Consider the following 19,907-nt stretch of genomic DNA (forward strand, 5'->3'; position numbering starts at 1 on the left):
TTATTTATTGTTCTGTAAATTTCACCTTGTGCAAGGTTAAAAATTCTTTTATAATATTTACATGAATGCATTCGCCGAGGTGGATAAAGGAGTAGTCATTTATTTTTTTGCTTTTTCCTTTGCTAATGATTTCTTTATCCTCTATATCAAATCCTAGATGAAGATGTTTTGTACGGCTTTGCATTCCATATACAATTCCGTTTTCATCAAATAGAGGGCCACCACTTTGCCCTCGAAGTCCAGGCGTACTCATTTCAATACCGTGTTTTACCCCTTTTTTATCACCCAAAAATCGTGTGACCATCCCGTCAATGGGGAATCTAGGAGAGGACTTTACACCATCACTGGTCCATTCGATATCGTCAGATTCAAGATTGAGTTTGAAATTGCTGAATTCTGGAAAAGGGAACCCTAGGCGACAAAGAAATTTGCCTTGATTGATTGAGTCTGCATTTTTAGGAAAAACAGCATGACCATGATAAAGCGTTTTGCTAAAATCATTAAACTTGATAATCGCTAAATCATATTCAGGGTGAAGGTGATAAGTGAATCCGGAAATTTTGTCAATACAATCTATGAAAGTGCTTTTCATCTGTATTGTGCTATTCTCTAAAAGTTTGTATTTTACCTCTAGATTTTTTAATGTTTGCTTATATTTCCCATCTCTAGGAACTCTTGAACAATCCTGTTTAAATGCTTTGTAATTATTATTTAATGGTGTTCCACTTGAAATCCATTGGACGACATGCTTACAGGTAATAGCATAACCATGTTCATTTACAAAAAAAAGAGTAGCTGCGCCAGGTATTATTTTTTGACTTTTGTAATTTCTACTTATTGAATGAATCGCTCTTGTAAATCCAGATACTTTTGATATTGCGTCAACGAACATTTTAAATAATTTTGGTTTTGGAAGAAAATGTAATATAAACAATCTAGAAAGAACTAGTCTTTTATGTTATTAATAAATCGCCTGTTTTTAATTGAAACAACTAATTTCAAAATGAGTTTTTTTACGAAATCGATTGTATTTCCTAAAGTCTTGAAATCACGAATAGTAACCTGATTATTTATTTGGGTAGGCGAGATATTATTGGTAATTTTATGCAATGTTAATTGTAAATAATTAGCATCAGACTATTTTGATTTTTGATTCAATATATTTGTAATCAAACCTATAAACAATAAATACTTAAAAATTATGAGCAAAATTAAAGTTGGAATCAACGGATTCGGTAGAATCGGTAGATTGGTATTCAGAGCTGCAGAATCAAGAGATGATATTCAAGTGGTAGCGATCAATGATCTAATCGATGTAGAATATATGGCATATATGCTTAAATATGACTCTACCCACGGTAAATTCGAAGGTTCTGTTGAAGTAAAAGATGGTAAACTGGTTGTGAATGGCAACGAAATCAGAGTTACGGCTGAGAAAAGCCCAGCAAACCTTAATTGGGGTGCAGTAGGTGCTGATTATGTTGTTGAGTCAACTGGTATTTTTCTTACCAAAGAGACAGCACAAGGACACATTGATGCCGGTGCAAAAAAAGTAATTATGTCAGCACCTTCCAAGGATGATACACCAATGTTTGTGATGGGAGTAAATGAAAGCTCTTATACTTCTGATATGGTTTTTGTATCAAATGCTTCTTGTACTACCAACTGTCTAGCGCCTATAGCTAAAGTGTTGAATGACAACTGGGGAATTGAAGAAGGTTTGATGACAACTGTTCACGCGACTACTGCAACCCAAAAAACCGTTGATGGACCATCGGCAAAAGACTGGAGAGGTGGAAGAGGTGCTTCTCAAAACATTATTCCTTCATCAACTGGAGCTGCTAAAGCTGTAGGTAAAGTTATTCCTGAATTGAACGGTAAATTGACAGGTATGGCATTCAGAGTTCCTACTCCAAATGTATCAGTTGTGGATTTGACAGTAAGATTGAAAAACGGAGCTTCTTACGAAGAGATCTGTGCTAAGATGAAAGAAGTCTCTGAAACTACCATGAAAGGTGTTTTGGGCTACACTGAAGATGATGTTGTTTCTACGGATTTCAATGGTGATAGCAGAACTTCAATTTTTGATAAAGGAGCTGGAATTCAATTGAGTGATAAGTTTGTGAAAGTAGTAGCATGGTATGACAACGAGTGGGGTTACTCCAACAAAGTTGTAGATTTGTTGGCTTACATTTCAAGTAAATAAATTCGGGTAACACCAAACCTGATCCCAAAAAGTTTCATCAACTTGAATTTTTCAGTTCAGTAGATTGAAATCTTTTTGGGATTTTGTTTTTATCTATAGATTTTTTTGATCCTAGCATTTTTTTTGCTAATATGAGGTATAATCAAATTTTCCTATCTACATGATTGCTATTATATTAAGTTTGTTTTTGATTGTTCCAGAAATTGAAGAAAACCACACTGACTCCATAGCCGATGTTGCACAAAAAAGTGAGTATTTAGAGGTCGATAATAAGAGAATACCTTGGGAAATCAAGGATGCTGTAGTCGAAGCCTTGGCTTACTTTCCAGAATTGGCAGGGATTTCTATAGATTTTGAGTTCAAGGAGAAAATATCAGGGGCGGTAATGCAAGCACAACCTCGTATACTTACGATGTTTGTGACAGGAAAGGAAAAAAGAGAATACAGGATAAAGATTACAAGAGCATTTGAATTTGAAGAAGGGACAGTTCTTATAGAAGAAGTTCCACATGATGCGCTGGTAGGGTGGATCGGTCATGAATTGGGTCATATCATGGATTATAAGAATAGAAGCACAGTAAATATGATGCATTTTGGCATGAGATATATGCTTTCTAACAAAAGGCTTACAGAGGCCGAATTGGCTGCTGATACTTATGCTATATCATGTGGAATGGGGCATCAGATTTTGACTGTTAAAAATTACATCCTCAATAATGACAATTTTAAAGACTCCTACAAAAATAAAATTAGAGATTTGTATATGTCTCCTTTACAGATTTTGAGTTTACAAGAAGAACTGCTAGAAGATGAAGGCTGAAGTTTTAGGAATTGGGTTTTGAAGAATGAATAATTAAATCAAAGCATGCTCATTTATTTCCTTTAGTCTTTTTACTTTTTCAGCACTTTTTTTCTCTATTTAGTTTTAAGGTGTGGTAACTTATTTCAAGCAAACGTGTTGGGTAATTATGAAAAATGAGATTTTGCCAATATTTCCGCTTAAACTTGTAGCTTTCCCTGATGAGCAATTGAACTTGCATATTTTTGAACCAAGGTACAAGCAGTTGCTTGCTGACGTGCAGAATGGAGATGGGAGGTTTGGTATATCTGTTTACACAGATAAACTCATGCCTTTTGGTTCTGAAGTGGTTTTGGAAGAGGTTTCGAAGGTTTATGATGACGGTCGGTTGGATATCAAAACAAGGGTTTTGAGGATCTATGAGTTAGTAAAATTTGAAAACCCTTACAAAGATAGGATGTATGCAGGAGGAGAGGTGATTTTCTTTGAGAATGACAATGTGCTGCCAAAGAATCTTTACGCAGAGTTTCTTTTTTATTTGAAGGAATTTTTTCGACTTATTGGTGAACCAGTCAAGATTCATCCGCTTTTAGTAAATTCCTTTACTTGGACTCATAAAATCGGCCTAACACTTGAAGAAGAATATGAGTTGATAGCTATGAGAAAGGAAATCCAAAGAATTCAATTTTTGATTAAGCACCTTGTTAAAGTTATACCGATTCTCAGGGAAGTTGAGAAGGCCAAAACCAAAATTCAAATGAATGGGCACTTTAAAACATTGGACGCTTTGGATTTTTAAATCAAAGTTTTGTAATGCTTTCTTTTTTGACAAAAGCTTTTTGTTTACCCCATTCTATTTCGTACCAGATATCCTTAGAAGACTTGATTATCACACGGTGCCCAGGATCCACGTTTTTAATTAGTTTCCCGCCTGCTGTAGGTTTGTCCATAACAATGGTAGGGCTGCCAGTAACAATCCCTGTAGTGGGTTCTTTTAAGAAGTTATTTGCTATGAATGCGAAAAGGATAAGCAACAGAGTAGGGATGTAATATTTTGGTTTGTTTGCTTTTTCCTTAAAAAACATGAGTGTAATTATTGATATTAGAAGCAGACCTGCAAAGATTCCGGTAATTTCTTGCTGCAAGTCTGAAAGGAATTTGAAAAACCTGTCACCATCAGAAATCTCGTATCCAATAAGGTTTGGTTGCTCAGTAAGGGTTTTGATTTTTGTAATTACCCTTGGGTTTGGGTTAATGTCGTAGTACTTAGCAAGATAAAAACTTGCCTTCGAGAAATCCCCTTTTCCTTCGGAAATAAAAGCCATTTTTAAGAGCATAGCAGGAGAGAAAACCTGGTCATTTTCGAGCATGTTTTCATAATAAACCATCGCTTCTTGATAATTGTTAGTATTAAACAAAGAATCTGCCTTTTGGAGTTCAAATGTATTAGCCTGACAATTAAAGCTTTGTATGAATACTGCTAAAATTATTGAAAATTTTGTAAGAAAGTTTGCCTTTGAGTTTTGCATTTTAAAATAGTCCGCTTAAATTTGCAGTCCAATTACGGCAATGATTTAACAAAAAACAAATCAAAAACTGTAAAAAGTCTTTCAAAAGTGAGAGAATAAATTTGAAATATAAAATTAAAGGTACTAGTTTTACGGCATCAAATAATGGTGCTGTCTAAACATGTTTCAATTTGTAAAAGAGCAAAACCAAAAGTTCTTAAATTGAAATTCTCGTGCAACAAATTATAATGATTCCGTAGCTCAGCTGGTAGAGCAATACACTTTTAATGTATGGGTCCTGGGTTCGAATCCCAGCGGGATCACAAAATAATATCAATTTACAAGGAGTTGATATATTGTAAGTTTAGTATAAAGTTCGGGGTGTAGCGTAGCCCGGTATCGCGCCACATTTGGGATGTGGAGGTCGTAGGTTCGAATCCTGCCACCCCGACTAACTTTGGTTAATTTATTTGTATAAAGTAACCTAATAGTTCAACTGAATAGAATGTACCGACTCCATCGGGAAGGTTTCATGTTCAGAGTTCAAAACCAAACAATAGTAAAAAAGGTCTTGTAGCTCAACTGGATAGAGCATCCCGACTTCATCGGGAAGGTTTCATGTTCAGAGTTCAAAACCAAACAATAGTAGAAAAGGTCTTGTAGCTCAACTGGATAGAGCATCCCGGCTCCATCGGGAAGGTTTCATGTTCGGAGTTCAAAACCAAACAATAGTAAAAAAGGTCTTGTAGCTCAATTGGATAGAGCAACTGCCTTCTAAGCAGTAGGTTTCAGGTTCGAGTCCTGACAGGATCACAGAAGGTCGCCAGACCACCAATAATGGAGCATTTCGAGAAAAAGAAATGCTCCATTTAATTTAATAATGATTCCGTAGCTCAGCTGGTAGAGCAATACACTTTTAATGTATGGGTCCTGGGTTCGAATCCCAGCGGGATCACAAAAGCCTCCTAACTTGGGAGGCTTTTTTGTTTATGATGTTTTTGATTTTTTGTTTATTTCAACTGGTTTTTTTAAAGTTACTCAGGTCGAAGGTCTAGAGCATCCCGATAGAATCGGGAAGGTTTCAGGTTCGAGTCCTGACAGGATCACGGATGGTGGTCAAGTCCTAAAATAGTTGATCTTTTTCTTTTGGTAGAATTAAGAAGGAGGAGAACAAGAGCGTCCCGATCGAATCGGGAAGGTTTCAGGTTCGAGTCCTGACAGGATCACAGAAGGTCGCCAGACCACCAATAATGGAGCATTTCGAGAAAAAGAAATGCTCCATTTAATTTAATAATGATTCCGTAGCTCAGCTGGTAGAGCATCCCGATTTTTATCGGGAGGGTCCTGGGTTCGAATCCAGCGGGATCACAAAAGCCTCCTAACTTGGGAGGTTTTTTTGTTTTCAAATTTTTGTTGCTTTCAACCGGACTTGTTGTATAAAGCTCCTTGGAAGTGACATTGATCTACAGCCTAGATCACCAAATCGAATTGGGAAGGTTTTAGGATCGAGTATTTTTGCCCTTAATGTGTATTATATTTAAGCATCGTGTAATGTCTCTACGTTGGGTAAAGAATAAGATTTATTTTTAACCTGAAAGGTTAATAGAATACAATTAAGTTGACAAAAAGAAAGAGTTAAAGCAAAAGGCTACTACATTTTGGGGTAAAACACGCTAGTTCGATTACAAAAACACCAATTACCCCTAATGCTTTTTGCTTGCTGCGCAGCATTTTTTTCAAGAGTCCTGGTTGTATTTTAACACTCATTTTTATTGATAATTTAGGTTTTAAAGCTTTCTTTTGCTTAATTAAAGCTTTGTATGATAATCATACTTATATTAGTAGCGTGGCATATAAACCCAGATTCTAAAAGTTATGAAAACCCCTAAATCTCTAACAAATAAGCTTAAGGCAGCAATTATCCTCACTTTTTTATTATTGGTAATATTTGGCAAGAACATTTTGGATAGAAAGAATTTCAATGAGCTAGAAGAGTCTTTTGTATCTGTCTATGAAGATAGACTGGTTGTGGAAAGTTATATTTTTACAATTGCAGAAAATCTATTTAGAATAAAATTACTCGTCAATCATTGCTGGGAGGAAACTGATTATTCTCATGTCTTAGAAGATATTGAGGAATATGAGGAAAGTATTCTAAAAACTGTAGAAACTTTTGAAAGAACTAATCTAACGGATTCGGAAGAGGTTTTTCTAAAGGATTTTAGAGGGATTATTGAATCAAATTTAAGAATTGCTGATTATGAACTCTTGTATTCAGAAGAAACAGGTATTAATGAAAAGCAAGTTCATATTTACAATGGTTACATAGAAAGAGCAATTAAAGATTTGGAGAAGCTCTCCCTTATCCAACTAGAAGAAGGTCAAAAGCTAGCTGTAAATTCTGAAAAAGTGGTAAATAGATCTAGAATATGGGCTCAGTTTGAAATTGCAGCCTTAGTGATTCTATTGTTGATTATCTATCTTTTGATTTATACTTCCAGAAATATTAAATCTGAATTAATAGATTGATTTTGTTAATCTGGACTAACGAAAAAAAAAATCCCTAGGCTAAGGCTCAGGGATTTTTTTGTTAATGTATTATGAAATCATTATAGTTTTGACTAGAACTCCAATCCTTTCATATAAGCAGCATTTTTTTCTGCAGCTTCCATTGGACTGATATCAACATATCTTTCTTGTTCTACAATGAAATATTCCATTCCATTGTCCTTGGCTTTTCTAATAATGGAAGAAAAATCCAAAACACCTGTTCCTACCAAAGTAGATCCATTTGGCTCTGATTTTTCGATGCCGCTTTCTTTGTCTTTTACATGACCAAGTTTGAATCTGTTAGGGTGCTTTGCCAAGTACTCCAAAGGATCATAACCTGCTGTATAGACCCAATAAAGATCAAGTTCAAAATCAACTAAATCAGGATCTGTGTTTTCCAAAAGGTAGTCTTGAGGGATTTGGCCATCAAAATCTACAAAGGTGTATCCATGGTTGTGATAAGCAAACTTAACTCCATTCTTTTTACAGATCTCACCTTGTTTGTTGAAATCATCCGCAATTCGCTTGAAGTCATCCATTGATTTTTGGGGACCTACATAGGGATTGATAAGATATTTCATACCTATTTCTCCGGCTTCTGCAGCGATTCTGTCAAGGTCTTGATATGTATTTACATGTGAGGACACAAAGTCTAATCCCAAATCATCGGTTAAGTTTTTAAATTCTGTGTTTTTCATACCCCAGAATATACCTTTGCCTCCATCAAACCCTTCGATCTGCTTGTAGCCATAGTCTGCAAGTGATTTAATGGTTTCAGAAGCATTTTCAGCCATGTTTTCTTTTACAGAATAGAGTTGGATACCAAATGCAGCAAGTGTTTCTTTTGAAGCTGATAAGAGCGTCTCCTGCTCTCCGCCATCAGTATCCTCTTCCTTTTTTGGACTGCAAAACTGGAGAGGTAAAAATGCACCTACACCCATAGCAGCACTGAGTTGTATAAATTTTCTTCTATTTTTCATAATTGGACCAAATTAAAAAGAGAGGCTATTCAAAGCCTCTCTAAGATTTTAAAACAATTAAATGGCGAATACTTTATCGCCTTTTTTGTAATCTACACATGCATCAAATCTTCCTGGTACTTCCACAAATCTCAATTGTTGAGTAGCTCCAATCTCAGATGTGAAATAACCAAGAATAGTTAAATCTTTTAGCATACCGATGACTTTTGGTTCATTGTCCTCGCTGGTTGATGCTTTTTGATTCATCTCGTTTAGAAATGCAGTCCTTTCTTCTAAGGTAGCATCCATAAAATCTTTGTTATTTGCAGATTTGAAGTCTTTGTTCAAATTGTTTAGACCCGTAATAAATGAATTTTGTTGTTCACCATTGTAAGTGTCTTTGACCATCATTACCATAAACTCGCCTATGCCTGTAGCTTTTGCTCCAGGGGTATCAGTGGTAGGGATTATTGCTTCACCAATTTCGTCAAGAAAAGCAATTTGCTCTGGAGTGAAATCCAGACCTACTATTTGATCTTCGGGAGCACATCCAGTTAGGATTACATTGGCTCCAACCATAGCTCCACCCATCATCAAGGCAAAACTTTTTATTGCATCTCTTCTATTCATTGCCATAATAGTTTCCTTTTTTTGATTATTATAGATTACCTTTTTTTAGCTCCTCTACGGCAAATGCAGCAGCTCTAGCTGTCAAAGCCATGTAAGTCAATGATGGGTTTTGTGCAGCACCTGAGGTCATACAAGCTCCATCTGTTACAAATACATTTTTCGCATCCCAAACTTGATTGTTTCCATTTAGAACTGAAGTCTTTGGATCTCTACCCATTCTAGCAGTTCCCATTTCATGAATTCCTTGGCCAAAAGTGTAGCCAGCATCGAATGTCGTCACATTTTTCATTCCAGCAGCTTCCAGCATCTCTGCAGCGTCATTTTTCATGTCCACACGCATTTTCATCTCATTTTCTTTGATCTCAGCATCCATTTCCAATGCTGGAAGACCCCACTTATCCACTACAGTCTTGCTGAGTTTGATGGTGTTTTCATGGTATGGCAAGATTTCACCGAAAGCAGTGATTCCCATGCTCCATGGCCCTGGCTCGCTCAAAGCTTCTTTTAATGGTGCTCCAAAGTTCATTTCTGCAACATTTCTGCTCCATCCAGATCTGCTGGCAGCTCCTTGGTAACCAAATCCTCTTACATAATCTCTTTTGTCTTCCCCGATATTTCTAAATCTAGGAATATAAATTCCATTTGGTCTTCTACCAAAATAATATTTATCATCATATCCTTCCATTGTACCATTAGCACCCAACCTGAAATGATGATCCATGACATTGTGGCCAAGTTCGCCCGAACTGCTACCCAAGCCGTCAGGCCAAATGTCTGTTGCTGAATTCATCAAAATTGAGGTTGATCCAAATGCTGACGCGCATAGAAAAACAATCTTTGAATTGTACTCTATTACCTCTTTTGTTTCTGAATCGATTACCTCAACACCTGTTGCTTTTTTGGTGTCTTTGTCATATAGCAACCTACTTACTACAGAAAATGGCCTCAAAGTTAGATTGCCTGTTTTCATAGCGGCAGGCAAGGTTGAAGATTGGGTGCTGAAATAGCCACCAAAAGGGCAACCTAGCCAACACTTGTTTCTATATTGACAATTGGTTCTTGCTTGAATAGGTTCTGTAATATTGGCAACTCTTCCGATGGTCATATGCCTCGCGTTACCATATTTTTCTTTAATTCTTGCAGCAACATCCTTTTCTACACAGTTGAGATCCATTGGTTTTTGGAACTCCCCATCTGGTAAATGCGGAATCCCATCCTTTGAACCAGAAATCCCTGCAAATTTCTCTACATAACTATACCAAGGTGCGATGTCCTTGTATCTTATTGGCCAATCTACCGCAATTCCTTCTTTTAAGTTTGCTTCAAAATCTAGATCTGCTAATCTGTAACTTTGTCTTCCCCAAAGTAGAGAACGTCCACCAACTTGATTTCCTCTAAACCAAGCAAAAGGTTTTTTCTCAACATAAGGTGAGTCTGACTCATGTGCCCACCAATCTAGATTAAGTTCATTCAGAACATAATCTCTTCTAAGATTGGGATGGTTCTCTGTCATCTCGACAGTTCTTCTGCCTCTGTGGGCTATTTCCCAAGGAGGAGTCGTTGCGGTTTTGTAATCCTTGATGTGTTCAACGTTCTTTCCTCTTTCTAATAAAAGGACTTTTAACCCTTTTTCGGTTAATTCTTTCGCTGCCCAACCACCACTTATTCCTGATCCGACAACTATTGCATCATATTGATTTGCCATAATTATTGATTTTAAGCTATCTTCTTCTTATTTAAATATCACATATTCTTATTGCCTCTTCCAAAGAGGCAAGTTTGTTTTCTTTTTTTGGCATGAACTCTTGACAAATATATCCCTTAAAGCCAGTTTCCAATATTGCTTTTACTACTGCTGGATAATTGATCTCTTGAGAGTCATCAATCTCATTTCTCCCAGGATTGCCAGCCGTATGATAATGGCCTATGTATTGATGGTTATTTTTGATAGTTCGGATCAAATCACCTTCATCTATCTGCATGTGGTAGATGTCATATAGTAATTTGAAATTGTCACTCCCAAGTCGTTTGCATAGTTCTACTCCCCAAGGAGTCTTGTCACACATATAATCAGGATGGTCTACTCGGCTATTCAGCAACTCCATTACTAAAGTGACATTGTGTTTTTCTGCCAGACCAATCACTTTTTTCAGGCCATCAACGCTGTTTTGAAGTCCTGTTTCATTGTCCATGCCATCTCTGTTTCCGCTAAAGCAAATCAGGTTTTTGTATCCCGCTTTTGCTACAAGTGGAATTATTTCTGTATAGTTTTTGATAAGTTGCTCGTGGTAGGCTGTATTGTTAAAGCCTTTTTCTAGACTAACTTCTGCACCATTGCACATAGAACAATCCACGCCGTTGGCTTGAAGGATATGCCAATCTTTTGGGCCAACTAGGTCGATAGCGTTGAATCCGATTTTTTTGATTGATTTGCAAAGTTCCTCTAAAGATAAATGTCCAAATGTCCATGCGCATACGGCGTGGTTGACATTACCTTTCAAGTTTGAGTTTTTCATAGGGTTAGCATTAAGCTTGACCAAAGGAAGTGCACTAGCAGCTAGCGAACCCACTACGATCTTTTTTATGCTAGTCCTTCTATTGATATGATTCATTATAGTTTAAGATAGGTTTGATTGTTTTTTGGACTCATCTTTGAAGAAAATAAGGAAAAAGAACACTACAAAAACTGCAATTCCAGATGGTATCATCCAGATAGATTGCCAATCATGCATACCATCTGCTGCTAAGTACATGTCTGAAACTTTTCCTGCCACAAAGAATCCTATCAGCATCCCCACACCATAAGTAGCAAGGGTAATAAGCCCCTGAGCTGATGATTTGAATTTTTCTCCTGCCTTTGAATCAGTGTAAATTTGACCTGACACGAAGAAGAAATCATAACAGATCCCGTGGAGTGCAATACCGATAATCAACAAAAATAGGCCACTGTCAGCATCTCCTATGGCAAATAATATATACCTGAGTACCCAAGCAATCATACCTAACAGTAATGTTTTTTTGAATCCGAACCTTTTGAAAAATACAGGCAATAGCAATAAGAACAGCGCTTCGGAGATCTGTCCTATTGTCATTTTGCCGGTAGGATCTGCGACCCCAATCTCTGCCAAGAATGGATTGGCATTTTGATAGTAAAAGGCCAAAGGAATACAGATCAATATTGATGAAACGAAGAACACAGCAAAATTTCTCTCCTTTAATAAGCTTAATGCATCAAATCCCAAGATTTCTGAAATCCTCAATTTCTGTGTTCTGTCAGCTTTTGGAGGGGTTTTTGGTAATGTGAATGAGAAAATCCCCAAAATCAAAGAAGCTATGCCAGCAAGCATAAATGTGTTTTTCAAAAACCCAGATGCCATATTTTCTACCGAATCCCAAGTAAACAAATAGCTGATCGAGAGACCTGCTACTATCCAGCCGATAGTACCCCAAACTCTAATGGTGGAGAAGTCTTTTTCAGGATCTTTCATTTGGTTGAAAGATACCGAATTGACCAAGGCCAAAGTTGGCATATACAAGATCATGTACAATAATAAATAAGGATAGAAGCTTACAAAATCCGCGGATTGGTACATGGCAAGCATAAGTCCTGCCCCTGCCAAGTGTAGCAAACCAAGTATTTTTTCGGCATTGAAATACCTATCTGCAATCAAACCAATAATAAATGGAGCTATGATGGCCCCAAGAGATTGTGTCGAGAAAGCTGTAGCTATTTGGGTTCCTGTGGCATTTAGGTTTGCTCCAAGAAAGGTGCCTAGGGTGACAAACCATGATCCCCAAATAAAAAATTCTAGGAACATCATGAAAGAGAGACGAAAGCGAATTCCTGTACTCATTAATTTCGGTGGTTTTTAGGTTTAAATTAGGTTAATTGAATTCGAATGAAATGGCAAACTATTAATTTTAAGTTTAATATTTAGGCTTTTTCTATTAATTTTAAATTTCACAAACAAAAACGCAATAAAGTAAAAAGTAAAAACTATTCATTTACCGTTTATAATGTTGTTTTGCACTTAATCATTTATTGTATTTGGTTTTCAAGATCAAATAATTGATAATTTATCCTTAATGTATCAAATTTCAAAATTTTTAATATTCAAAGAAATACAAAAAAATCATCATGATGAAAAATAGAAAGCTAAAAATGGGAATGATAGGTGGAGGTCCAGGCTCTTTTATAGGTGCTATCCATAGGAACGCTGCTTTGATGGATGGTTTGATTGAAATAGTGGCTGGTGTTTTTAGCAGTAAACCAGAGAAATCTATTCAGACAGGAAAAGAATTGATGCTTGATGAAAATAGGGTTTATAGTTCTTATGATGAAATGTTTGAAAAAGAGCTTCAATTGCCAATTTCTGAAAGAATTGATATTGTGAGTATTGTAACTCCAAACCATGCCCATTTTGACCCAACAAAAAAAGCTTTGGAATTGGGTTTTCATGTTATTTTGGATAAGCCAATGACATTGAATTACCATGAAGGAAAAGAATTGTATCGTATCATTGAAAATGCTAAGGGGCTTTTTTGTCTTACGCATACCTACACAGGATATCCCATGGTCAAACAAGCCAAGCAAATGATAGAAGATGGATTGATTGGGGAGGTAAGGAAAGCTTATGTCGAATATCCTCAAGGCTGGTTATGGAAGTTGTTGGAATCTGAGGACAATAAGCAGGCACAATGGAGGACAGACCCAAGTAAAAGTGGAGCTTCTGGATGTTTTGGTGACATAGGAACGCATGCATTCAATTTGGTAGAATATGTGTCAGGCCAAAAAGTAGCTAAAATTTGTGCAGACTTGGATATCAAAGTTGAAGGAAGGCAATTGGATGATGATGGTGCAGTATTGATGCGTTTTGAAAACAATGCTTCTGGAATCCTCACAGCTTCACAAATAGACACTGGAGCAGAGAATAACCTGAAGTTTAAGATCTATGGAGACAAAGGTGGTCTTGAATGGATGCAAGAAGATTGTAATTCTTTGATTTTGAGATGGCCGGATAAGCCTGATGAAATTTATAGAGCTGGTTCACCATACCTTTCCTCTTTGGCCCAAGAGAATACACGGACACCGGCTGGACACCCAGAGGGATATATGGAGGCCTTTGCTAACATATACAGGAATTTTGCTCGTTGTATTTATGCCAAGCAAAATGGTGTTGAACCGAAAAAGGAGTGGCTTGATTTTCCTGGTGCTGAAGATGGTATCAGAGGAATGGCATTTGTTGAGCATGTTTTGAAAAGTTCAGCCTCAGACCAAAAGTGGACTCCGTTTATTGTTGAAAAGTAGTTGGTTTCCCGATTCAAGGGATCTAAATTCTTCTCTATCGCTCAGTAAAACAATTTTAAATCTAAAATCTAAAATTAAACCTAAAACCTAAAAAACATTCACTTATGAAAACTATTAAAGGGCCAGCAATATTTTTGGCACAATTTGCTGATGATAAAGCACCATTCAACGATTTGAAAAGTATCTGCGAATGGATGGCTTCAGTAGGATACTATGGAGTCCAAATCCCATCTTGGGACAGCAGATTGATAGATTTACAAAAAGCAGCGGAAAGTCAAACTTATGCTGATGAGATCAAAGGTATTGTCAATGAAGCTGGATTGGAAATCACAGAACTTTCCACTCATCTTCAAGGTCAGCTGGTAGCTGTTCACCCTGCTTATAATGAGCTTTTTGATGGATTTGCACCTGCAAATTTGGCAGGAGATCTAAAAGGGAAGACCGAATGGGCTACTCAGCAGCTAAAATATGCAGCGAAAGCTTCAAAAAACTTAGGTCTGACTGCGCATGCTACATTTTCTGGAGCATTGATGTGGCATACAGTTTATCCATGGCCACAGAGACCAGCAGGTTTGGTCGATACTGGATTTACAGAGCTAGCCAAAAGATGGTTGCCAATTTTAGATACTTTCGAAGAAAATGGAGTAGATCTTTGCTACGAGTTACATCCTGGGGAAGATTTGCATGATGGGATTACATTTGAAATGTTTTTGGAAAAAGTAAATAACCACAAGCGTGCAAATATACTTTATGATCCGAGCCATTTTGTTTTGCAATGTTTGGATTATTTGCAATTCATTGACATTTATCATGATAGGATCAAGATGTTTCATGTCAAAGATGCTGAATTCAACCCGACAGGACGACAAGGAGTATATGGAGGCTACCAAGGTTGGATAGATCGTGCAGGAAGATTCCGCTCACTTGGAGATGGTCAGGTGGATTTTAGTGGTATATTTAGCAAACTTTCGCAGTATGACTTCGATGGTTGGGCAGTATTGGAATGGGAATGTGCCATCAAACATCCAGAACAAGGAGCGATCGAAGGTGCTCAATTTATAGCTGACCACATTATTACAGTCACTGATAAGGCATTTGATGATTTTGCAGGATCAGGAGCTGATGAAGCTTTTAACAAAAAAATATTAGGAATTTAATAACCATCAATAAACAATTAAAAAAAAATGAAACTAATTAAACCCTTTTCTATTGGCATAATTGCACTTTCTTCTTTGGCTTATGCTTGCGGAGGTGGAAGTCAAGAATCGACCGAAACTGCCAGCAATTCTTCTGCCGCTCCAGCTCAAGAAACAAAAGTGAGTTTGGAAGACAAATATAAAGATGATCCGATTTTTGTTACTGGATCATTGAAAGCTAAAGAGGCAGGCTGTACGGCTTGCCACATGTTAGAGCGAAAAGTAGTTGGACCATCTTACGCAGACGTTGCAGAGAAATATGAAAACACTCCAGAAAATGTATCAATGCTAGCTGATCATGTAATCAACGGCAATGTTGGCAATTGGGGAGAGATTCAGATGCCTTCTCATCCACATTTGGAGAGATCTGACGTGGAAGATATGATTAAGTATGTATTACTATTAAAAAGATAAAATGAAAACTCTTAAATATTCGATTTTTGCACTTTCAGTGCTAACTTTTGCTTGTGGTGGAAGCCAAGAAGTAAGGGAAGTGACCATTGAAAATGAAGTTGTTGAAGTAGAGTCAGAATGGGTTAGCCTTTTTGATGGGGAGTCTTTTTCAGGTTGGGAAAAGTATGGAGGAGGAGAAGTTGGAGCAGCATGGAAAGTTCAAAATGGGTCTATTTACCTAGATGCGACAAATAAAGATGGATGGCAAACTGGTGATGGAGGTGATATTGTAACCAAAGAGGAATTCGATAATTTTCACTTAAAAGTAGAATGGAAAATTGCCAAAGATGGAAATAGCGGAATCATTTTCTATGTCCATGATTCTGAAGAATATCAATATCCTTGGATGACAGGAATGGAAATGCAGGTTTTGGACAATGATGGACATCCTGATGCTAAAATCACAACCCATAGAGCTGGGGACTTATACGATTTGATAGACTCTAGTGAAGAAACCGTCAAGCCTGTTGGTGAATGGAACCTTGCCGAGATAGTGTCTAAGGATGGGAACTTAGAGCTTCACCTGAATGGTACAAAAGTGGTGGAGACAACTCTTTGGACTCCTGAGTGGGAAGAAATGATTTCCAAAAGCAAGTTCAAGGATATGCCAGGTTTTGGTACATTCAAAACTGGAAAAATTGCCCTTCAAGATCATGGAGATGAAGTTTGGTTTAGAAACATCGAAATTAAGAAGCTATAAATCCAACTAGAATTTATAACCACAAAGAGCACAAAGCAAACACAATGTACACGAAGTTTTAGCCTAAGCAGGTTGATCCACTTGTAAACTTTGTGCAAGACTTAGTGACCTTTGTGGTTTATTTTTTTGAATAGATCTATTCTAAAGTAGAAGTGTAACTTTACTCGTGAGTCAAAATCATTGCTTCCAGCCTATTGTAGCATTTTTCGGATAATGATACAAAGTCATTTGTTTCCTTGTAGGGTTTTGGAGAAATTGGCGAAGAAAAATAGATGTCGATTTTCCCTGGACGGAGTAGGATAGATCCTCTTCGCATGATTTTATCAGCACCTATAATAGCCATAGGTAAAATAGGAACCTCAGTATCTACAGCTATTCTAAATGCCCCTTTTTGAAATGGGAGTAAAGTCTGCTCGCTTTCATTTCTGGTACCTTCGGGTGCTACCACAATGGAAATACCTGTATTCAGGATTTCAAGGAGTTTTTGTACGGATACTTTTCGAGAATTCGCATCCTTTCGATCTACCCAAACAGCCAGCCTTGAGGTTATGAAACCAAAAACCGGGATTTTTGAAAGTTCTTTCTTTCCTATGGCACGTAATTCTTGGGGGATGGCAATTGGAATTACAGGTGCGTCAATGAATGAACGATGGTTGAAAATGTAGATATAGGGCTGCTTGGGGTCAATATGTTTTTTTCCGTGAACATGATATCTGATTCCAACCAAAGTTGACCAAGCCTTTACCCAAATTCGAATAAAGAAAAATGCAAATTTTCCAGCTTTTGGAGATATTGCATAAGGAATTACCACAAACCAACCGAATATCAGCATAAACACAGCAAAAAGGATTGCAGCATAAAAGGTATAAATCCACTGGAAGACTTTCATAGATCAGACACTTTCTGTATTTTTGTACAAGTTTAAAATAATTTACAACTCTTTACTTGCAATTGACCCCTGAAAGCGTTTTCAGGGGTTTGTTTTTTTTGAACTTGTCGCGTTATCTTTGAATTAATTGACATCTGAAAAAGATAAATTTCAATCATTAATCAAGCTTTATATCCAAAATACTATGGGAAGAAATCATGTAGGCGATTTTTTCTATAGAAAGGTTTGGGTTTTTACCGAAAACCACCGCTAATTCGAAGTAAATTAATACTAATTCTATTAGTGTAATTCAATTCACCGCTTTTGCAAAACAAAAGAAAGCTAATGTAACAAATATGTAAACCACATAGTGACATAGAGACCATAGTAGCTATGTTGTAAAAACTATGTGCAACTATGTGTCTATGTGGTAGTAATAATTAACCACATATTCATATTGAAAATATAGAAGCTAAGTGGTAAAAAATAACGAGTAATTAAGTATCTATATTAAAAAAAAAATAAAACCACATAGACACATAGAAAACATAGGAGCTAAGAAAATAAATTTTTAAGGGGGTAATCCGTTTTTTTTGTTTAAGAGAAGTAAGGTTCAAGATTTTTAAAAAGTTAACCCAATAAAGAACTTAATGTAAAAATATTGATGACAATATTCACTTTTTATCAAATTTCCCTACCTTTGCAGTCCGTTCGGTCGGACGGGGTTTCGGGTATTGATTATCAGGGACTTTTCCAAAAACTAAAAACCTCAACCCGATGATCCTAGGGTTGTTGAAAATCAGGATTATTTTACAATATGTCTAATCAAAAAGATTTTAACTGGGAAGATTTCGACACCAAAGGTTTTGGTGAAGGTTACTCCAAAGACAAAAGAGCCGAAATGGAAGCTCTTTACGCTGGAACTTTGAACGAGATCACCGAAAAAGAAGTCATCAAAGGTACTGTAGTAGGTATCAATGACAAAGATGTGATCATCAACATTGGTTTCAAATCTGACGGTTTGGTTCCAAGAACAGAATTCAGAGACCTTCCGGATCTTAAGATCGGTGATGAAGTTGAATTGTTCATCGAAGAGCAAGAAAACTCACTTGGTCAGTTGGTTCTTTCCAGAAAGAAAGCAAGAATGGTCCGTGCATGGAGCGACATCGAAGCTGCGCTAGAGCATGACAATGTGATTGAAGGTCTTGTGAAGAGAAGAACTAAGGGTGGTTTGATCGTAGATATCTACGGTGTAGAAGCATTCTTGCCAGGTTCTCAAATTGACGTGAAGCCTATCAGAGATTTCGATATCTATGTAGGTAAGAAAATGGAAGTGAAAGTGGTGAAAATCAACCACACTAATGATAACGTAGTAGTATCTCACAAAGTGTTGATCGAGAAAGATCTTGAGAAGCAAAAAGCTGAGATCTTGAACAACCTTGAGAAAGGTCAAGTACTTGAAGGTGTAATCAAAAACATGACAAACTTCGGTGTATTCATCGATTTGGGTGGTGTTGATGGTTTACTTCACATTACTGATATCTCTTGGGGAAGAATCAATCATCCAGAAGAAGTACTTAATTTGGACGATAAAGTTCAGATTGTGGTTCTTGATTTTGATGATGACAAGAAGAGAATTTCTTTGGGTATGAAGCAGCTTACTGCTCATCCTTGGGATGCACTTTCTGCTGAACTTGAGATCGGTTCTAAGGTACAAGGTAAGATTGTAAACGTAGCTGACTACGGTGCATTCTTGGAACTTGCTCCTGGAGTAGAAGGTTTGATCCACGTTTCTGAAATGAGCTGGTCACAGCACTTGAGAAATCCAGCTGACTTCGTGAAAGTTGGTGACGAAATCCAAGCTGTTGTATTGACATTGGATAAGGACGAGAGAAAAATGTCTCTTGGTATCAAGCAATTGACTGAAGATCCTTGGACTAAAGGTGACATGGCTGCAAAATATGCAGTTGGCACTAAGCACAAAGGTGTGGTAAGAAACTTGACTAACTTCGGCTTGTTCCTTGAATTGGAAGAAGGAATCGATGGTTTGGTTCACGTATCTGACCTTTCTTGGACTAAAAAAATCAAGCATCCATCTGAGTTTGTAAAAGTAGGTGATGAATTGGATGTTGCTGTTTTGGAACTTGATGTGGACAACAGAAGATTGGCACTAGGTCATAAGCAATTGGAAGAAAACCCTTGGGATACTTTCGAAAGCGTATTCCCTGTAGGTTCTGATCACAAGTGTACTGTAGTTTCTAAAAACGATAAAGGTGCAGTTCTAGAACTTCCTTACGGACTAGAAGGATTCGCTACTTCCAAAAACTTGGAAAAAGCAGATGGTTCTTCTGTAGAAGTAGGAGAGGCACTAGACTTCAAAGTAACTGAATTCTCTAAAGATGATAAGAGAATCGTTCTTTCTCACACTGCTACATTCAGAGAAGAAGCAAAACCTGCTGCTGCTCCTAAGAAAGCTAAGAAGAAAGAAGACGCTCCTTCATCAGCTGCTCCAGCTGAAAAGTCTACCCTAGGTGATTTGGACGCTTTGGCAGAATTGAAAGAGAAAATGGAAGGCGGTAAAAAATAAGACGCTAGACGTGATAAGCGAGATGCGAGACACGTGATAAGTCTTATGCTTAAATAATAAGAAAGTGGCTACCGGAAGGTGGTCACTTTTTTTATTAACACTTAATTTTGAACTAAAGATAGAGGAATATGAAAATATTGTTT

The 19,907-nt window shown here is 37.1% G+C and carries 18 protein-coding genes and 5 tRNA genes; 15 read left to right on the plus strand and 8 right to left on the minus strand.

The features are described 5' to 3' along the window. Nucleotides 1-4: 4 nt before the first annotated feature. Nucleotides 5-934 (minus strand): trypsin-like peptidase domain-containing protein, encoded by a 930-nt coding sequence (locus MM213_RS05445; RefSeq protein WP_369413880.1) that lies wholly within the window; start codon nucleotides 932-934, stop codon nucleotides 5-7. A 267-nt stretch (nucleotides 935-1,201) separates the two neighbouring features. Between MM213_RS05445 and gap the strand changes: the two genes are divergently transcribed. From gap to MM213_RS05460, 3 genes are all read left to right on the plus strand, one after another. Continuing rightward, nucleotides 1,202-2,206 (plus strand): type I glyceraldehyde-3-phosphate dehydrogenase, encoded by a 1,005-nt coding sequence (gene gap, locus MM213_RS05450; protein WP_241410457.1) that lies wholly within the window; start codon nucleotides 1,202-1,204, stop codon nucleotides 2,204-2,206. Nucleotides 2,207-2,366: 160 nt separating this feature from the next. Continuing rightward, nucleotides 2,367-3,026: a M48 family metallopeptidase gene (locus tag MM213_RS05455; RefSeq protein ID WP_241410458.1), complete on the plus strand. Its 660-nt coding sequence runs from the start codon at nucleotides 2,367-2,369 to the stop codon at nucleotides 3,024-3,026. A 148-nt stretch (nucleotides 3,027-3,174) separates the two neighbouring features. Beyond that, a complete protein-coding gene (locus MM213_RS05460; RefSeq protein WP_241410459.1) occupies nucleotides 3,175-3,804 on the plus strand; it encodes an LON peptidase substrate-binding domain-containing protein in 630 nt (209 codons plus the stop codon). A 1-nt stretch (nucleotide 3,805) separates the two neighbouring features. Here the strand turns inward: MM213_RS05460 and MM213_RS05465 are convergent, their stop codons facing one another. After that, nucleotides 3,806-4,534: a tetratricopeptide repeat protein gene (locus MM213_RS05465; protein WP_241410460.1), complete on the minus strand. Its 729-nt coding sequence runs from the start codon at nucleotides 4,532-4,534 to the stop codon at nucleotides 3,806-3,808. Nucleotides 4,535-4,763: 229 nt separating this feature from the next. Between MM213_RS05465 and MM213_RS05470 the strand changes: the two genes are divergently transcribed. From MM213_RS05470 to MM213_RS05500, 7 genes are all read left to right on the plus strand, one after another. Next, nucleotides 4,764-4,836, plus strand: a tRNA-Lys gene (locus MM213_RS05470). Between the two features lie 54 nt (nucleotides 4,837-4,890). Next, nucleotides 4,891-4,964 (plus strand) — tRNA-Pro (locus MM213_RS05475). A 288-nt stretch (nucleotides 4,965-5,252) separates the two neighbouring features. After that, a tRNA-Arg gene (locus MM213_RS05480) sits at nucleotides 5,253-5,326 on the plus strand. 69 nt (nucleotides 5,327-5,395) lie between these two features. Beyond that, a tRNA-Lys gene (locus MM213_RS05485) sits at nucleotides 5,396-5,468 on the plus strand. After that, on the plus strand, nucleotides 5,433-5,645 hold the full coding sequence (locus tag MM213_RS05490) for a hypothetical protein (protein ID WP_241410461.1): 213 nt from the start codon (nucleotides 5,433-5,435) through the stop codon (nucleotides 5,643-5,645). Before MM213_RS05485 ends, MM213_RS05490 begins: the two co-directional genes overlap by 36 nt. Before the next feature lie 163 nt (nucleotides 5,646-5,808). Beyond that, nucleotides 5,809-5,881: transfer RNA gene (locus MM213_RS05495), tRNA-Lys, on the plus strand. 507 nt (nucleotides 5,882-6,388) lie between these two features. After that, nucleotides 6,389-7,042 (plus strand): MCP four helix bundle domain-containing protein, encoded by a 654-nt coding sequence (locus tag MM213_RS05500; protein WP_241410462.1) that lies wholly within the window; start codon nucleotides 6,389-6,391, stop codon nucleotides 7,040-7,042. A 92-nt stretch (nucleotides 7,043-7,134) separates the two neighbouring features. On the opposite strand, the gene MM213_RS05505 is transcribed toward MM213_RS05500, so the two are convergent. From MM213_RS05505 to MM213_RS05525, 5 genes are read right to left on the minus strand one after another with little or no spacing between them, the layout of a single operon-like run. Beyond that, on the minus strand, nucleotides 7,135-8,043 hold the full coding sequence (locus MM213_RS05505) for a sugar phosphate isomerase/epimerase family protein (RefSeq protein ID WP_241410463.1): 909 nt from the start codon (nucleotides 8,041-8,043) through the stop codon (nucleotides 7,135-7,137). Nucleotides 8,044-8,100: 57 nt separating this feature from the next. Continuing rightward, nucleotides 8,101-8,658, minus strand: coding sequence for a gluconate 2-dehydrogenase subunit 3 family protein (locus MM213_RS05510; protein WP_241410464.1), 558 nt, complete (start codon nucleotides 8,656-8,658; stop codon nucleotides 8,101-8,103). Nucleotides 8,659-8,680: 22 nt separating this feature from the next. After that, nucleotides 8,681-10,357 carry a GMC oxidoreductase gene (locus MM213_RS05515; RefSeq protein ID WP_241410465.1) on the minus strand — a complete coding sequence of 559 codons (1,677 nt, stop codon included), beginning with the start codon at nucleotides 10,355-10,357 and terminating at the stop codon, nucleotides 8,681-8,683. A gap of 31 nt (nucleotides 10,358-10,388) precedes the next feature. After that, the gene (locus MM213_RS05520; protein WP_241410466.1) at nucleotides 10,389-11,264 is read right to left on the minus strand and encodes a hydroxypyruvate isomerase family protein; all 876 of its coding nucleotides are present in this window, start codon (nucleotides 11,262-11,264) and stop codon (nucleotides 10,389-10,391) included. A 6-nt stretch (nucleotides 11,265-11,270) separates the two neighbouring features. Further along, nucleotides 11,271-12,506, minus strand: a complete 1,236-nt coding sequence (locus tag MM213_RS05525; RefSeq protein WP_241410467.1) for a nucleoside permease — start codon at nucleotides 12,504-12,506, stop codon at nucleotides 11,271-11,273. A gap of 284 nt (nucleotides 12,507-12,790) precedes the next feature. Between MM213_RS05525 and MM213_RS05530 the strand changes: the two genes are divergently transcribed. The 4 genes from MM213_RS05530 (at nucleotide 12,791) to MM213_RS05545 (ending at nucleotide 16,309) form a co-directional block, all read left to right on the plus strand. Then, nucleotides 12,791-13,960 (plus strand): Gfo/Idh/MocA family protein, encoded by a 1,170-nt coding sequence (locus MM213_RS05530; RefSeq protein ID WP_241410468.1) that lies wholly within the window; start codon nucleotides 12,791-12,793, stop codon nucleotides 13,958-13,960. Between the two features lie 104 nt (nucleotides 13,961-14,064). Further along, complete coding sequence (locus MM213_RS05535) at nucleotides 14,065-15,117, plus strand: sugar phosphate isomerase/epimerase family protein (protein WP_241410469.1); 1,053 nt, start codon at nucleotides 14,065-14,067, stop codon at nucleotides 15,115-15,117. A gap of 27 nt (nucleotides 15,118-15,144) precedes the next feature. Continuing rightward, nucleotides 15,145-15,570: a c-type cytochrome gene (locus MM213_RS05540; RefSeq protein WP_241410470.1), complete on the plus strand. Its 426-nt coding sequence runs from the start codon at nucleotides 15,145-15,147 to the stop codon at nucleotides 15,568-15,570. Between the two features lies 1 nt (nucleotide 15,571). Further along, complete coding sequence (locus MM213_RS05545) at nucleotides 15,572-16,309, plus strand: 3-keto-disaccharide hydrolase (protein ID WP_241410471.1); 738 nt, start codon at nucleotides 15,572-15,574, stop codon at nucleotides 16,307-16,309. Between the two features lie 160 nt (nucleotides 16,310-16,469). On the opposite strand, the gene MM213_RS05550 is transcribed toward MM213_RS05545, so the two are convergent. Beyond that, a complete protein-coding gene (locus tag MM213_RS05550; protein ID WP_241410472.1) occupies nucleotides 16,470-17,198 on the minus strand; it encodes a lysophospholipid acyltransferase family protein in 729 nt (242 codons plus the stop codon). Between the two features lie 796 nt (nucleotides 17,199-17,994). Between MM213_RS05550 and rpsA the strand changes: the two genes are divergently transcribed. Then, complete coding sequence (rpsA, locus tag MM213_RS05555; RefSeq protein ID WP_241410473.1) at nucleotides 17,995-19,764, plus strand: 30S ribosomal protein S1; 1,770 nt, start codon at nucleotides 17,995-17,997, stop codon at nucleotides 19,762-19,764. The last annotated feature ends 143 nt before the right edge of the window (nucleotides 19,765-19,907 follow it).

Source organism: Belliella alkalica (genome assembly GCF_022549785.1).
In the GTDB taxonomy this organism is placed as follows: domain Bacteria; phylum Bacteroidota; class Bacteroidia; order Cytophagales; family Cyclobacteriaceae; genus Belliella; species Belliella alkalica.